General features: G+C 71.3%; 10 protein-coding genes. 3 read left to right on the top strand and 7 right to left on the bottom strand.

The genetic code is table 11. The features are described 5' to 3' along the window. The first annotated feature begins 177 nt into the window (after positions 1-177). Positions 178-1,005, top strand: coding sequence for an ErmE/ErmH/ErmO/ErmR family 23S rRNA (adenine(2058)-N(6))-methyltransferase (gene erm, locus ABZ444_RS14180; protein WP_357995593.1), 828 nt, complete (start codon positions 178-180; stop codon positions 1,003-1,005). Here erm and ABZ444_RS14175 read toward each other — a convergent pair. Further along, a complete protein-coding gene (locus ABZ444_RS14175) occupies positions 991-2,334 on the bottom strand; it encodes a hypothetical protein (RefSeq protein ID WP_357995590.1) in 1,344 nt (447 codons plus the stop codon). The genes erm and ABZ444_RS14175 overlap by 15 nt on opposite strands. 117 nt (positions 2,335-2,451) lie before the next feature. Between ABZ444_RS14175 and ABZ444_RS14170 the strand changes: the two genes are divergently transcribed. Further along, positions 2,452-4,038, top strand: a complete 1,587-nt coding sequence (locus ABZ444_RS14170; RefSeq protein ID WP_357995587.1) for a molybdopterin-dependent oxidoreductase — start codon at positions 2,452-2,454, stop codon at positions 4,036-4,038. On the opposite strand, the gene ABZ444_RS14165 is transcribed toward ABZ444_RS14170, so the two are convergent. The 6 genes from ABZ444_RS14165 to ABZ444_RS14140 all read right to left on the bottom strand — a co-directional run bounded on the left by ABZ444_RS14165 (position 4,025) and on the right by ABZ444_RS14140 (position 14,191). Continuing rightward, positions 4,025-5,851, bottom strand: a complete 1,827-nt coding sequence (locus tag ABZ444_RS14165) for a glycoside hydrolase family 18 protein (protein WP_357995584.1) — start codon at positions 5,849-5,851, stop codon at positions 4,025-4,027. The two genes, ABZ444_RS14170 and ABZ444_RS14165, sit on opposite strands and share 14 nt — an antisense overlap. Next, positions 5,848-7,506, bottom strand: a complete 1,659-nt coding sequence (locus ABZ444_RS14160) for a carbohydrate binding domain-containing protein (RefSeq protein ID WP_357995581.1) — start codon at positions 7,504-7,506, stop codon at positions 5,848-5,850. Before ABZ444_RS14160 ends, ABZ444_RS14165 begins: the two co-directional genes overlap by 4 nt. A 75-nt stretch (positions 7,507-7,581) precedes the next feature. Further along, the gene (locus ABZ444_RS14155) at positions 7,582-9,270 is read right to left on the bottom strand and encodes a carbohydrate-binding protein (RefSeq protein WP_357995579.1); all 1,689 of its coding nucleotides are present in this window, start codon (positions 9,268-9,270) and stop codon (positions 7,582-7,584) included. Further along, positions 9,267-11,087: a glycosyl hydrolase family 18 protein gene (locus tag ABZ444_RS14150; protein ID WP_357995576.1), complete on the bottom strand. Its 1,821-nt coding sequence runs from the start codon at positions 11,085-11,087 to the stop codon at positions 9,267-9,269. The genes ABZ444_RS14155 and ABZ444_RS14150 overlap by 4 nt, the downstream gene beginning before the upstream one ends. 507 nt (positions 11,088-11,594) lie before the next feature. Beyond that, positions 11,595-13,424 (bottom strand): M14 family zinc carboxypeptidase, encoded by a 1,830-nt coding sequence (locus tag ABZ444_RS14145; protein ID WP_357995573.1) that lies wholly within the window; start codon positions 13,422-13,424, stop codon positions 11,595-11,597. A 74-nt stretch (positions 13,425-13,498) separates the two neighbouring features. After that, complete coding sequence (locus ABZ444_RS14140) at positions 13,499-14,191, bottom strand: nitroreductase family protein (protein WP_357995570.1); 693 nt, start codon at positions 14,189-14,191, stop codon at positions 13,499-13,501. A 94-nt stretch (positions 14,192-14,285) separates the two neighbouring features. Between ABZ444_RS14140 and ABZ444_RS14135 the strand changes: the two genes are divergently transcribed. Then, positions 14,286-14,762, top strand: a complete 477-nt coding sequence (locus ABZ444_RS14135) for an Lrp/AsnC family transcriptional regulator (RefSeq protein ID WP_357995567.1) — start codon at positions 14,286-14,288, stop codon at positions 14,760-14,762. Positions 14,763-14,793: the final 31 nt, after the last annotated feature.

The raw sequence follows: 14,793 nt of genomic DNA, 5'->3' as shown, positions 1-14,793 counted from the left end.
CACGCTGTCTCACCAGCCAGGTCATACCGCGATGACGATCACCCCAGCAACCCAGCGATCTTCAAACCATCCAACGTGCGGAAAACGGGGCTAGCGGACGGCTGACACCGCGCGTCCGCCGGCGCGCCCAGGGCCCTTCGAGACCTGTTCATCTCGAGGACCCGAAAGGGCAGTGCTGTGGCGCAGAACTTCGCGCACGGAAACTATTCACACACCCAGAAGAGCATCAGGAACGGCGGCGGCGCTCGTACGCCCGCCGACCGGCTCAGGCGTGAGCTCTCGCAGAACTTCCTGGCCGACCGGCATGCCGTGGAGCTGATGGTCAAGGCGGCGGCGCCGGAGGGGCTGGTGCTCGAACCCGGCTCGGGGCCGGGCGTGCTCACCCTGGCGCTGGCCGAGGCCGGGGCGCAGGTGGTCGGCTACGAGCTCGATCCCCGGCTCGCCGGGCGGCTGGCCTCGCGTACCCGCAACGATCCGCGGATCGAGGTGGTCAGGGGTGACTTCACGGCCGCGCGGGCGCCGCGTGAGCCGTTCGCGGTCGTGGGCAACATCCCGTACTCGATCACGTCGAGGATCGTCGACTGGTGCCTGCGGGCGCGGGAGCTGACCTCGGCGACGCTGCTCACCCAGCGGGAGTACGCGCGCAAGCGCACCGGCGACTACGGCCGGTGGAGCCTGGTCACGGTGTCGTCGTGGCCGTGGTTCGACTGGCGGCTCGGCGACACGATCGGCAGGGAGAGCTTCCGTCCCGTGCCGTCGGTGGACTCGGCGATCCTGCGCCTGCGGCGGCGGCCCGAGCCGCTGGCGAGCGACCGCGAAAGCTACCTGGAACTGGTCGAGCTGGGCTTCGGCGGGGTCGGCGGCTCGGTGCGCGCCTCCCTGCGCCCGCGCTACCGGGGGGTGGACGCGGCGCTCGGCGAGGCGGGCGTGGCCCGCGACGCCGTCGTGGGCCACGTGCACCCGGATCAGTGGGTCGCCCTGTGGCGCCGGCTAGACCGCCGTTGAGGTGATCTTCGGCGGGACGGCGGCGACCCTGTCCTGGGCCGTCGACACGCGACGGGCCCAGGGCATGGCCAGCAGCAGCACCGGCAGCAGCACGATGGAGGCCCGTGACCAGTCGCGGTGGAGGTACCACCAGTCGTTGGTGCTGAACTGCGTCATGTACAGGTAGCCGAAGGCGGCCCAGAAGGAGGCGCCGATGATGGCCGGCCAGGCCCACCTGGTCGGCCTGGCCACCAGGAACGGCATGAACCACAGCAGGTACTGGGCGCCGAGGCGGGGCGTCATGACCATGAAGACGAGCAGGATGGCCGTGGTCAGGTCGATCGGGTCGGCCCGCCGCCACAGCAGCAGCACGGCGACGACGCTGACGTAGATGAGCTTCGTGCCGAACGAGGCCAGCCCCGGCATCAGGGCCCAGTCACCGCCGGTGAACCACGGCGTGTAGCCCCATTCGCCGACGATCGGGCGGATGTCCTGGATGGTCCGGATGACGGCGGGGATCTCGTCGAGCGTGGTGCCCGCGAAGATCGGCGAGGTGAGCAGGAAGAACACCGGGACGATGCCGGTCATGACGAGGGCGGCGATCCTGGCGCGCAGGTGGGGCAGGAGCAGCAGCATGCCGGGCACCAGCCAGATCGGCCAGCTCTTGGCGCACAGCGCGAGGCCCATGAGCAGCCCGGCCAGCATGGCGCGCCGCAGGTCGGCCCGGTCGTCGGAGCCGGGCATGAGGGCGCGGCGCAGCATGGCGACAGGGCGGCGCGCCACGGCGCGAAGGCCGTCGGCGTCGATGGTGACGCCGGGGCGGTCGGGCGCGCCGGGGCCGCGGGCGACCACGAACGCGGCCACGCCGAACACCAGCGCGACCGGCTCGACCTGGCCGTGGACGCCGGCGATGAGCACGGCCAGCGGGTTGAGCGCGTACTGGAAGGCGCGCAGGGACGCCTTGGGGCCGCCGGCCAGCTTGGCGACCAGCGGGACCAGCACGATGTCGGCGACCACGGTGACCAGGCGGCCGGCGTACTCCCACGGGATGCCGAGCCACAGCAGGATGCCGTAGACGTAGGGGATGGTCGGCAGGAAGTGCCAGCCGCCCTCGCTGGCCAGCACCGGGTCCTTGCCCTGCAGCACCGCCTCGCCGGCGGGCTTGAAGCTCTCCATGAAGTCGACGGGTTGCCATGAGTCGATCGCGGAGGTGTACATGATCAGCACGCGGACGGCGATGCCGACGAGCACGGCGACGTAGAGCGGCGGCCGCCAGTCGCGCCACTGGGCGACGAGGGCGAGCACGACACCGGTGACGAGGACGACCCCCGTGAGAACTGCGTAATCCATGGCGGCCCCTAGCCTGCCGTAACAATCTGAGTGCCGCCACCTGGGCTTCCAATTCTTATCCCCGACATGCGGACACGTAACGCGATAGAACATGACTGTCTGTGTTGAACTTTTTCCATGGGGGGATCGCAGGTCAACCAGGCACTGGTCAGGCTCTATTTCGAGGTGAGGGACGGGGTCCGTGACCCGGTCGCGGCCTGGGCGAAACTCACAGGCAACTCTCAGGTCTACCAGGCGCGGCGCGGTGAGCGGCGGGTCCCGCTGGACGACGCCACGGCGGCCGAGCTGGCGGCGGCGGCGATCGTGCACACGGCGTCGGAGCACGGCGCGGACCGGGTGGCGGCGCTGGCGACGTCGCCGCTGGCGGGCGTGGTCGACGGGCTGGGCGGCGCGCTGCTGACCGAGCATCCGTGCGCGTCGGAGCAGGTGCTCGGGCCGCGGTTCACGGGGCCGGGGGCCGAGGACTGGGCGCGGGCGGCGTACGTGCTGCTGTGGGGGGAGAACAACCGGCTGGCGCGTACGGCGGACACGCCCTGGGTGATCGCCGGGCGGTACAAGGGCCAGAAGGTGGTGGCGATCGGCACCCATCCGACCCGGTTGTCGGACGAGACGCTGGTCGTGCGGCCGGGCACGGACGGCGCGCTGGCGATGGCGATGGGGCACGTGCTGCTGAAGGAGTTCTTCCTGGACCGGCCGCCGTTCGCCGCGCACGCGATGGAGCGGACGGACCTGCCGTTGCTGGTGCGGCTGCGCGAGCGCGAGGACGCGTACGTGCCGGGCGGGCTGCTCGGCCGGACCTGCGACCGGCTCAGCGTGTACGGCGGCGAGGCGGTGCAGGTGTTGTTGCCGCGCTTCGACTTCGGGCCGGGCGTGCTGCGGCGCGGCGTGCCGGTCGTCAGGGACGGCGGCGAGCTGGTGACCACGGTGTTCGACCTGCTGCTGGCCGCCTACGGCGTGGCGCGTGACGGGCTGCCCGGGGTGTGGCCGCAGGGGTACGGGGACCGGGAGCCGTACACGCCGGGCTGGCAGGAGATCTACACCGGCGTGGCCGCCTCGCGGACCGTGAAGACGGCCCGGGAGCTGGGCGTGACGGCGGAGAAGACCGGCGGGCGGTGCATGATCGTGCCGGGCCGGCTGGAGACGCCGCACGCCGACACCGCCTACCGGGCGATGCTGGCGCTGCTGGTGCTGACCGGGTGTGGCAGCGGGTGGGCGCAGCCGGCGGGCGGCGCGGGGATCCCGCTGGTGCCGTACCTGTGCCTGCACGCCTGCGGCGAGGACCGCGCCGACGTGGGCGCGCTGAGCTGGGCCCTGTGCGAGGGCCTGTTCGCGCGCCGCACGTCGCGGTCGGTGCTGCTGGAGGCGGTGCGCGACGGGTGGCCGATGGCTCCTTCGCCGCGCGTGCTGGCCATCCCCCGGCCGATCTACCCGCTGCCGCCGGAGGTCGACCTGCTCATCGGCCCCGACGAGCAGTGCGACCTCGCGCCGCCGGACGCGGGTCTGGTGGCCGAGGCGGTGGCCCGGCTGGCCGGGCGGACGTCCCGGGCGGACCCGGGCGGCACGCCGGCGGACGGGCGCATGCGCCTGATGGTCGACCACGCCTGGATGCACGAGTACGGCGAGGCGCTGCCGACCTACCGTCCGCCGGGGTTGGGGGTGCCGCTCAAGCCCACCCAGCTCGTCCGGCCGTTCACAGGCCGTTGAGGTAGGCCCGGTGCCTCCTTGAGAACTCGAAGGCGTTGTACTTGTCCCAGTTGATCGACCAGGTCATCAGGCCGCGCAGGTTCGGGTAGACGCCGCGTGGCTTGTAGGTGCCGCAGTTGCTGCCCTTGGCCAGGCAGTCGAACGCCTTCTGGACCTCGGCGACGGTGGTGAACCCGTTGCCCGCGTTGGGCGAGGCGGGCAGGCCGATGGCCACCTGGTCCTGGCGCAGCGGCGGGAACACGTTGTTGGGGTTGCCCATGATCGGGAAGCCGGCCAGCAGCATGTCCGTCATGGCGACGTGGAAGTCGTGGCCGCCCATCGTGTGGTACTGGTTGTCCAGGCCGGTGATCGGGCCGGAGTTGTAGTCCTGCACGTGCAGCAGGGTCAGGTCGTCGCGCAGGGCGTGGATGACCGGCAGGTAGGAGGCGGCCCTGCTGTCGGCCGAGCCGTTCGGGCCGGGGCCGTAGAACTGGTAGCCGAGCTGCACGAAGAACGTCTCGGGCGCCATGGTGAGCACGAACTTGGCGCCGTAGCGGCTCTTGAGCGCGCGCAGCGCGGAGATCAGGTTGACGACGACGGGCGTGGTGGGGTTGGCCAGGTTCGTGTCGCCCTGGTTGAGGTAGAGGGAGTGGCCCTCGAAGTCCACGTCGAGGCCGTCCAGGCCGTACCTGTCGATGATGGCCGCGACCGACTCGACGAACTTGTCCCTGGCGGCCGTGGTGGTGAGCTGCACCTGGCCGTTCTGGCCGCCGATGGAGATGAGCACCTTCTTGCCCTGGGCCTGCTTGGCCCTGATGGCGGCGACGAAGTCCGCCTCGGGCTCGACGTTCGGGCACTCGGCGGCCGGGCACTGGCGGAAGCGGATGTCGCCGGAGGTCACCGAGGTGGGCTCGCCGAAGGCGAGGTTGACGACGTCCCATTCGGCGGGCACGTCGGCCATGCGGATGTAGCCGGAGCCGTTGGCGAAGGAGGCGTGCAGGTAGCCGACCAGGACGCGCTTGGGCAGGCCGCCTCCCCCGCCGCCGCCGGCGGTCGTGGTGCCGGTGGCCTCGGCGGTGTAGGGCGAGCAGTTGCCGGCGGCGTCGCAGGCGCGGACCTTGAAGCGGTAGGAGGTGGAGGCGGCCAGGCCGGTGGCGGTGTGGCTGGTGCCGGTCACGGCGACCGGGGAGCCGCCGTCGCGGGAGACCTCGTACCGGTCCACGCCGACGTTGTCGGTGGAGGCCGACCAGGTGGCGGTGAGCGTGCTGCTCGTCGCGCCGCCCACGGTCAGGTTGCCGGGGACGGTGGGCGCCTGGTCGTCGCCGCCGCCTCCGCCGCCGGGGGCGCCGTCCAGGACGACGTCGTCGGCGACGTAGGCGCTCTGGCCGTACCAGGCGTTGAGGTAGATGGTCACGGACGTGGTGGTGGCGCCGGTGGTGAACGTGGTGCGCAGCTGCGTCCAGGCCGAGCCGGGCGAGCCCCACGTCTGGGGGTCGGTGCCGCCGGTGCCGGTGGCGCCGAGGAAGACGTAGCCGCCCTGCACCCAGGCCGACAGCGTGTACGACGACGACGGCTGCACCTTGATCTGCTGCTGGCAGCGGGCGAGGTCGGCGCCCGCCGGGGTGGCCTTGAGTGCCTTCGTCCCGCCGTGGACGGGCGAGGTGACGGCGGCGGCGCCGGAGGAGGCGCTGCAGGTCCAGCCGGTCAGCCCGTCCTCGAAGCCGGGGTTGACGGCGATGTTGGCCGCCAGGGCGGGGGTGGCGGACAGGCCCGCCGTGCCTAGGGCGAGCGCCACCGCCGCGACGGCGGTGCGCCACCTGAAGATGCCGCTCATCCGGTGAACCCCTTGAAGATGTTCGTGAACTCGTAGCTGGACTGGGAGATCCCGCTGCAGGTCGGGGAGACCTGGCCGGTGGGGCAGCCGCCGTTGTCGCGGGCGGCGGACCAGAAGCCGACGAATCCGATGTGGTTGCTGTTGGCCCAGGTCAGGAGCTTGCGGGCGTCGGCCTGGGTGGTGGTCATGCCGGTGTCGTTCTTGCCGATCATGGGGGTGACGCCGAGCGCGCGCCTGAGCTGGGCGTCGCTCCTGGCCGGCCAGACGCCCTTCATCTGGCCGAGCGTGGCCTGGGCGGCGGCGGTCATCGCGTCGCCCCAGTTGCCGGTGTAGCCGAAGTTCATCAGCATCGGGTTGACGATCACGTCGAGGCCCTTGGCGGCGGCGTCCTGGAGGATCTGCAGCGAGAACGGGTCCACGCCGTAGTCCTGGCCCTGCACGCGCAGCGTGTAGCTGATCACCGTGCCGCGCTCGGTCTGGAGCTGCTTGAGCGCGGTGTTGACCTTGTTCGCGTCGATGCTCGCCTCGACGTCGATGTCCAGGTGGTTGGTGCCGACGGTGTCGAGCACCTTCTTGTAGGCGGCCAGCAGCGCCGCCGAGGTGCCGCAGGCGTGCTCCAGGTACGGTCCGACCGCGCCGCCGCTGGCCACGACGACCTGGCCGCCCTGGGCCCGGAGGGCCTTGACGTCGTTGACGATCCGGGTGTCGGCGAGCGGGATCGTGCCGCCCCAGGCCGGGTTGCAGCCGCTGCTGTCGCCGAGGACGAACGCCAGCGTGTAGTTCTTCACGCCGGTCGCGTTGGCCGCGCCCACCAGGGACGGGCTGGTCATCGTGATGTCGATGTAGGGGGCGTACCGGATGTCGCCGGCGGGCGGGACGGTGTCCTTGGTGGTGCGGCCGCTGACCGGGGGCGAGTAGGCCGAGCAGTTGCCGGCGGCGTCGCAGGCCCTGACGCGGAAGGCGTAGGAGGTGTCGGGGGTGAGGCCGGTCGCGGTGTGGCTGGTCGTGGGAACGGCGACGGGGGCGGCGTCGTCCCTGGAGACCTCGTAGCGGGCCACCGAGCCGGAGTTGTCGGTGGAGGGCGACCAGGTCACGGTCAGGCTGGTGCCGGTCGGGCCGCCGACGGCCACGCCGCCGGGGACGGTCGGAGCCTCGGTGTCGGGCGGGCCGCCGGGGCCGTCGAGGACGATGTCGTCGGCGGTGTAGGCGCTCTGGCCGTACCAGCCGTTGACGTACACGGTCACGGAGGTGGTGTTGGCGCCGGTGGTGAAGGAGGTCCTGAGCTGGCCCCACTGGTTGCCGGGGGCGCCCCACGTGCTGGCGTTGACGCCGGCGCCGGTCGCGCCGAGGAAGACGTAGGAGCCCTGGGCCCAGGCGGAGAGCTGGTAGGCGGTGCCGGGCTTGACGGTGACGGTCTGCTGGCAGCGGGCGAGGTCGGAGCCCTGCGGGGTGGCCTGGAGCGCCTGCGTGCCGCCGTGCGCCGGGGTGGTGACGGCCTGCGCGCCGGCCGGGCAGGTCCAGCCGCTCAGGCCGGACTCGAAGCCGGGGTTGGACAGGATGTTCGCGGCGGCGGCCGGGGTGGCGTGCAGGACGGTGAGTCCCAGTGCGGCCAGGGCCGTGGCCGCCGGTCCGCGCAGTCTCGGGCGGGGTCTCATGCGGGTCCTTTCGGGGGGTGCGGACCGCGCGCCGGTGCGGCCCGCCACCGGAGGGTGGCGGGCCGCCTCAGCGGGTCAGAAACCAGCGGTGATCTTGGTGAACTCCCAGTTGTCCTGGGCGATGCCGCTGCAGTTCTCCGCGACGCCGCCGCCCGGGCAGGGGCGGTCGCGGTTGACCGACCAGAACGCGAGCCTGGTCAGGCCGTGGGAGTTGGCGTAGTCGCGGATCTGGGTCCAGGTGCTCGGGTTGGTGAGCTCCTGCTGGTCGGACAGGCCGTTCATGCCGGAGATGCCCATGTGGGCGTACGCCTGCGCGTCGGTCCAGCCCTGGGCGGTCTTCAGGGCGTTCTTGAGCCCTTCGGCCGCGTTGACGGTGTTCTGGTACATGTTGGCGCCGCCGCCGAAGTCGAACGGCATGATCGTGTAGTTGTCGATCGGCACCGCCAGTTCCTTGGCGCGGTTGATCAGGCGGGTGCCGTAGTAGGTCGGGCCGGTGGTCGCGGTGCCGAAGGTGACGGCGATCTTGACGTTCGGGTTGGCCGCCTTGACGATCTTGAGGGCGTTCAGGATGCGGTCCTGGACGGTCAGGTTCTCGAACTCGTCGGTGTTCTCGATGTCGAAGTCGACGACGGCCGGGCCGACGGCGTTGATGACCTTCTGCACCGCGCCGGCGAACAGTTCGGGCGTGGAGCAGTTCGGGCCGAGCTTGTTGCCCTGCCAGCCGCCGAAGGACACCTGCACGCTGCCGCCGGCCGCCTTGATGGCCGAGATGGCCTGCGCGTCCTGGCCGCCGGACAGCGGGCGCTGCCCGTCCCAGGCCGGGTTGCAGCCGTTGCTGGCCAGGATGAAGGCCATCGTGAACGACTTGATGCCGGTCGCGCTCATCACCGTGGTGGGAGAGGGCGGGTCGCCCCAGCCGGTGTAGAGGTAGGGGGCGCCGGGCATCTTGCCGCCGGTCGGGCAGCCGGTCGTGGTCGCCGAGACGTCACGCCCGGCCGACTCGCCCACCGAGTTGTACGCCTTGACGGTGTAGGTGTGGCTCTGGCACGCGCTCAGCCCTGAGATCGTCGTGCTGGTCCCGGTGACCTCGGCCTTCTGGGTCGCGCCCTCGTAGACGCGGTACCCGGTCACCGTGCCGGAGGAGGCACCCCACGACAGCGCGATGCTGGTGTCGGTCACGGTCGTGGTGACCGTGCCGGGCTGGCCGGGCGCACCGTTGCCGCCGGGGGTGGTGACGCTGAGCGCGTTGCTGACGCCGGACAGGTTCCCCGCGGCGTCGCGGGCCCGGACGGTGTAGCTGTAGGTGGTCGAGGCCGTCAGCCCGTTGTCGGTGTACGTCGTGCCGGTCGCGGTGCCGACCTGGGTGCCGCCGCGGTAGACGTTGTAGCCGGTCACGCCGACGTTGTCGGTGGAGGCGTCCCAGGCCAGGCCGGCGCTGGTGGCGGTGACGGTGGTCGAGCGCAGGTTGCCGGGCACCGACGGCGGGGTGGGGTCGCCGCCGCCGCTGCCCTGCTTCCACAACGCGGGCACGTTCGGCGGCTCCCAGCCGGGCTGGGAGGTGTGACCCTGGAGGGCCACGTAGTCCACGCCGTTGTAGGTGACGGCGGCGCCGGTGGCGTAGGCGGTCCACGGCGCCCAGGCGGCGGCCAGCTGCTGCTGGGCGGCGGCGCCGTAGGCGGTGGGGACGCCCGTGGCCAGGCCGGCCCCGGTGAGGGCGATGGCCAGGCCGGCCACCGAGCTGATCAGTCTGCTACGTAATCTCATGGCATTCCCTGAAGGTGCGGCTTGACGGTCTTGGAGAAGGACCAGTTGTTGCTGGCGTCCCAGTTGATGGACCAGGTCATCGCGCCCCGGATGTCCGGGTAGGCGCGCGGCGGCACGAAGGATCCGCAACTGGTGCGCTTGGCCAGGCAGTCGAGCGCCTGGTTGACGAGGGAGGGCGAGACGACGCCGCCCCCCGCGGCGCCGGGCCCGGCCGGCAGGCCCAGTGCCACCTGGTCGGGGCGCAGGCCGTTCTCCAGCTGGATGCAGGCCAGGGCGGTCATGAAGTTGACCGTCCCCTGCGAGTACGCCGCGGACTGGTCGCAGCCGAGCATGGAGCCCGAGTTGTAGTACTGCATGTTGACGACCGTGAGGATGTCCTTGATGTTCAGGGCGAGCTTGAAGTACTCCATCCCGGTCGACTGCATGTCGATGGTCTGCGGGGCCATCATGATGATCAGGCCGCTGCCCGCCTTGGCGCGCAGCGACCGCAGGGCCTGGCCCATGTAGGTGGCGTTGAGGCCGTTCTCCAGGTCGATGTCCACGCCGTCGAAGCCGTAGCTCTGCATCAGCGCGTACACCGTGTCGGCGAACTTCGTGGCGGCCGCGCCGCTGGAGACCTGCACGCGGCCGGCCTCGCCGCCGACCGACAGGATGACCTTCTTGCCGCGCTGGTGCAGGGCCTGCACGTCGGCCTTGAACTGGGCGTCGGTGTAGCCGCCGAGCGCGGTGGAAAGGCCCGGGTCGACCGAGAAGACGACCTCGCCGGCGGTGGAGGTGGCCTCGCCGAAGGCGACGGCGACGACGTCGTACTCGTTGGGCACGGCCGACAGCTTGAGCTCGGTCGCGGCGTTGACGAAGTTGTGCCAGTAGCCGGTGAGGAAGTGCTTGGGCAGCGGGTCGGTGGTGCAGCCCGGGGTGGTGAAGGTCGCGGCGTCGCTGGGCGGGCCGTCGCCGGTCGCGTTCGACGCGGTGACCGTCAGCGAGTACGAGGTGCAGGCGGTCAGGCCGGAGAGGGTGTGGGAGGTGCCGGTGACGGTGGCCACCTGGGAGCCGTTGAGGCGGACCTTGTAACCGGTGGCTCCGGCGACCGCCGGCCAGGCGGCCGTGGCGCCGGTCTGGGACGTGCCGGTCACGGTGATCGGGCCGGCCTTGCCGGGCACGCCGGTGCCGCAGCCCGTGGTGGTCGCGGTCACGGCGTCGCCGGCGGCCGACTCGCCCGCCGAGTTGTACGCCTTGACGGTGTAGGTGTGGCTCTGGCACGTCCCGAGGCCGGAGATCGTCGCCGTGGTGCCGGTGACGGTGGCCCTGACGGCGCTGCCTTCATAGACGCGGTAGCCGGTCACCGTGCCGCTGGAGGCGCCCCAGGAGAGGGCGATGCTGGTGTCCGTGCTGGTCGCGGTGGCCGTGCCGGGCTTGCCGGGGACCTCCACGGTCGTGCCGCCGCACGAGGAGCCGTTCAGCGTGCAGCCGGTGATGCCGGGGAAGTTGCCCGGGGCGCCGTTGAAGCCGAAGCTCGTGCTCGCCCCGGCCGCCAGCGGTCCCGCCCAGCTCGGCGCGGTGAACGTGTAGTGCTGGCCGCTCCTGGTCAGGACGGCGTCCCAGGCGGACGGGATGGAGAACCCGGCCGGCACGTCGAACTGCACGTTCCAGGCCAGGGGGGCGGTGGTGCCGTTGACGACGGTGACCTTGCCCTCGAAGCCGGACCCCCAGTCGGCGACCTTGACGAAGGTCGCGGTGGCGGCGGCGGCATGGGCGGGCAGTGCCAGGAGACTCAGTGCGAGGGTCGCGAGCGCTAAGAGGATCGCGCGAAATCTCACTGTCGATTTCCGTTCTTCTGGCGTGCCGTACGGCTTGCACCGGGGGGTGAGAGCGCAAGCCGTACGGCACGGGCCCGTGGAGGTGAGACACGGGCTTTTTGGGGGGTGTCGGCGCAGGCCGGTGGAACGACAGGCGCGCGGAGCTTGCAACGGCAGTCAGGGCCGGTGCGTCCGGCCGGACCGCGTGACCGCTCCAGCGGCTGGGAAAAGGTGGGGGATGTGCACGCCCGCAGCGCCGGGGGCGTGGGAGAAGAGGTCGTTCGGGCGGATGTCTCCGCAGCTCAGCGGCGAGTCATGCGGGCGGCGAGCGGGTCATGGGCCATCCGATCCATGATTTCTTTTAGGAAAGTTTCCTAAGAGTTGCCGCGATCGTAGCCTTGACACCCTGTGCTTACAAGACCCAATCACGTGACGGCCCGTGACGTGCCGAAACGCGTGGTGCCGGAGCCAATGACAGCGCCCCCTCGCCCGGACCGGGGTCCGGAGCGAGGGGGCGCGGTGGTCGGGTCAGGGCTGTTGGGTGATCTTGACGTCGTCCACGCCCGCCTCCACCAGGGAGGCCCCGGAGGCGTCGGCCGCGTCGATGAGGATGCGGACCGTCTGGCCCGCGTAGGCGGTCAGGTCGGCCGACGCCACGGCCCAGGCGCCGTTGCGGTTCGTGGCCGCGCCGGCCTGCTGGAACACGGTGGTCGTGGTGCCGCCGACCACGCGGACCCGGAAGTAGTCCGCGCTGGAGGCGTTCGAGCCGTGCGCCAGGTACCACGACAGCGACAGGCTCAGCGTGCCCGTCGAGGGCAACGTGATCGGCGGCGACTGGATCGAGCTGACGCCGCCGTCGAGGTCGTAGTCACCGGCCGCGGTGCCCGCCAGGCGGCCGGTCACCAGGTCGTTCGTGCCGCTGACCGTGGTGCCGAGCTGCTTGGCGCCCGAGGAGGTGGTCGCCTCGGGGTCGCCGCGCTCCCACGCGCCCGTGGTGGCGGTGTCGGTGCCGGACGGGTTCGCCGTCCAGCCGGTCGCCGTCTCGAACGTGTCGGACCAGACCGTCACCGGCGGCGTGCCGGTGCCGCAGTACTGGGACTCCTTGCCGATGATCCGGTAGACGCAGTCGGAGTACTCCAGGAAGCGCAGCACGGCCTCCTTGTTGCGGGTGGTCTGCGGGACGATCTGCTCGTCCGGCGGGTAGAAGCCGGGGCTCGCGCCGACCGGGTACATCTCGAACGTGAAGCTGAAGATCTTGTACTGGCCCCACATCCAGTCGTCGATCGTCCCGTCGGTGATGTAGAGGTCGCTGGACTGCTCGGGCGTGTAGCCGTTGGTGCCGGCCATGTTCTGGCCGAGGGTGGCGTGGGCGTCCCGGTCGTCCTGGGTCAGGCCGGGGGCGGTGTCGTTGTAGGTGAAACCGTAGGGCCACAGGACCAGCTCGCTGTAGGTGTGCCAGTCGAGGTTCGTCCTGATCTGCTGCACGCCGCCGACGACCCGGCTGCGCACCCAGTCGGCCGCCGCCTTGACCTCGGGGGCCGACTCGGCGCTCGCGCCGCGGTAGGTCTCGCTGGAGGTCGAGCCCGAGGAGCCGCCGCAGCAGCCCCACTGGTAGGCCCAGTTGCGGTTGAGGTCGGTGCCGACGGCCGAGGAGCCGGAGTTCGGCTGCCGGTTCTTGCGCCACGAACGGTAGGTGCCGCTGGCGATGTCGTACTCGCCGCCGTCGGGGTTGAGGTCCGGCATGATCCAGATCTCGCGGGTGTTGACCAGGTTCGTGATCCTCGCGTCGGTGCCGTAGTTGTCGGCCAGCAGGTGCATGATGTACAGCGCCATCTCGACCGTGAGGTGCTCACGGGCGTGCTGGTGGGCGGTGAACAGCACCTCGGGCTCGGCCTCGTCCGTGCCCACGTTGTCGCTGATCTTGACCAGGCGCATCGGCCGCCCCTCGTACGAGGTGCCGAACGTGCTCTGGCTCATGATCCCCGGATGGGCCGCGACCAAGGTGTTGATCTCGGCCGTCATCTCCGCGTAGTTGTGGTAGCCGGAGTCCGACGGCGGGAAGTCGAACGCCCCGACGGCGTCCGGCGGCGCCGGGCGCGGGGCCTCCGTCACCCGGTAGCCGAGCCGCCTGATGGCCGCGATCTCGGCCTGCGTGGCGGTGACCAGCACCGAGTTCGGCTGCACGTCCTCGATGGCGGCGCCGGTCGCCGCGACGGCGCTGCGCTGCCGCGCGTCGGCCGGGCCGGAGACCCGGTACTGCTTGTTCGCCGGTGGTTCCGCGCCGGCCCCGGCGCCGGTCATGCCGGTGAGGCTGACCATGCTCAGGACCGCCAGCAGGATGAGTAATCGGCGTTTCACCTCGTCCTCCTCGCCCGCGCGGGACTGGGGGGTTTTGACCCGCGCCTGAACTGAGAGTGAAGACGATGGGTGCCCTAGGAAAGGCCCAATTTTCCGTCGAACCGGATCAGGGCCTCTTCCAGCGGTTTCCTGGCGAGGTCAGGCACCTCGGCGTCGGGGGCGGCGTACCCGACGGGGAACAGGATGTAGGGCCGCTCGTTGGCCGGGCGTTCGCAGATCTCGCTGAGGAAGGCCATCGGGTTGGGGGTGTGGGTGAGCGTGGACAGGCCCATGGCGTGCAGGGCGGTGATGAACAGGCCGCAGGCGATGCCCACGCTCTCGTTGACGTAGTAGTGCTTGACCTTGCGGCCCCCTGGGCGCACGCCGTACTTCTCGGCGAAGCACACCACCAGCCACGGCACGACCTCCAGGTAGCCCTTGTCGGAGGTCGTCTCCAGCGGGGCCAGCGCCTCGCGCCACTCCTGCGGCAGCCTGCCGCCCTCGTAGTTGCGGCGTTCCTCCTCCTCCGCGGCCTCGCGGATGCGCCGCTTGGTCTCCGGGTCGCCGATCGCCACGAACTTCCACGGCTGCTGGTGCGCGCCCGACGGCGCGGTGTTGGCGGCCCGTACGGCCAGCTCGACGCACCGGTACGGCACCGGCTCGTCGCTGAAGAACCGCACGCTGCGCCGCCGGTCGGCCAGCGCGTGGAACTCCTCCCCGCGCTTGATCATCTCGTCGGCGTCGTGGCGTTCGGGCCGGTAGGGGACGAACGGAAACTGGTGCTCCATAAGATCCGCAGTCTCGGCACGACTGGCGGCTGTGACAACACCGCTCGCCGTATGCTGCCGATCTGACAGCCGAATCGGCTTTTGGGAGGCGAATATGCCGGCACGTCGCCGCGGGCTCGACAATCTGGACCTGCGCGTCCTGCGCCTGGTCGCCGACCGGCCGCGCAGCGGGCTGCTGGAGATCGCCCGGCTGCTCGGGGTGGCGCGGGGGACCGTACAGGCCAGGCTGGACCGGATGGCCGCGGACGGCGTGATCATCGACTACGGCCCGAACCTGTCCCCCGCCGCCCTCGGCTACCCGGTGCAGGCGTTCACCACCCTGGAGGTCGAGCAGGCCGCCCGCGAGCACATCTCCAGGACCCTGGAGTCCATCCCCGAGCTGCTCGAAGCCTGCATCGTGACCGGTCAGGGCGACGTCTGGTGCCGCGTCGCGGGCCGTGACAACGAGCACGTCCAGCGGGTGATCGACCGGATGCTGACGATCCCCGGCGTGCGCCGGAGCACCACCGTCATCGCGCTGTCGACCGTCGTGCCGCACCGGGTCCAGCCGCTGGCGGCGGCTGACAGGTAGCTGCCAGGGCGCTGCCAGCGCGCCCCGCGAC

The sequence above is a fragment of the Nonomuraea sp. NPDC005730 genome, from assembly GCF_040630865.1.
Taxonomy (GTDB): Bacteria; Actinomycetota; Actinomycetes; order Streptosporangiales; family Streptosporangiaceae; genus Nonomuraea.
The sequence above is the reverse complement of the archived record's forward strand: the minus strand, read 5'-3'. Positions and strand labels throughout refer to the sequence as shown.